This window comes from Bacillus sp. LR--39 (assembly GCF_053613335.1).
This window is the reverse complement of the sequence record NZ_JBSIOT010000947.1, coordinates 1-684: the sequence shown is the minus strand read 5'-3', so window position 1 is coordinate 684 and position 684 is coordinate 1. Positions and strand designations below refer to the sequence as shown.

The 684-nt window shown below is 43.1% G+C and carries 1 pseudogene; it reads left to right on the top strand.

The annotated features are described in order from the left end of the window. Window positions 1-684, top strand: a pseudogene (gene ganP, locus ACWHAR_RS27665) (arabinogalactan oligomer ABC transporter permease GanP); the annotation flags it as partial.

Sequence of the window (684 nt, the reverse complement as noted above, 5' to 3'; positions counted from 1 at the left end):
CAAATATTTTCACAGTTGATATTTGGAGGTCGACTTTTTTTGATGTACTGGCTTGGACGGTGGTTTGGACACTTGCTGCATCCACACTGCAAGTCACATTGGGGATTTTTCTCGCGATCATTGTTAACCAGAAAGACCTTCGGTTTAAACGTTTTTTTCGGACGATTCTGATTTTGCCATGGGCCGTTCCCGGTTTTGTGACGATTTTAATTTTTGCGGGACTGTTTAATGATAGCTTCGGTGCGATGAATCACGACATCTTGGCTTTCTTCGGGATAGATCCGCTTCCGTGGATGACAGATGCCAATTGGTCGAGGCTTGCGTTGATTCTCATGCAGGGCTGGCTTGGATTTCCGTACATCTTTCTCGTCTCAACAGGCGTATTGCAATCCATCCCGGACGATCTGTATGAAGCAGCTACGATTGATGGCGCTTCTGTCTTTTCAAAGTTGAGATACATCACGCTTCCAATGGTGTTCATTGCAATGGCTCCGATTATCATTACCCAGTTTACGTTTAATTTTAATAACTTTAATATTATCTATCTATTCAATGGTGGAGGTCCGGCTGTAACCGGATCAACAGCCGGCGGGACAGATATCCTCGTTTCATGGATTTATAAATTGACAATGCAGTCCAGTCAATATTCTCTTGCTGCGGCTTTAACCATTTTATTATCTGTAT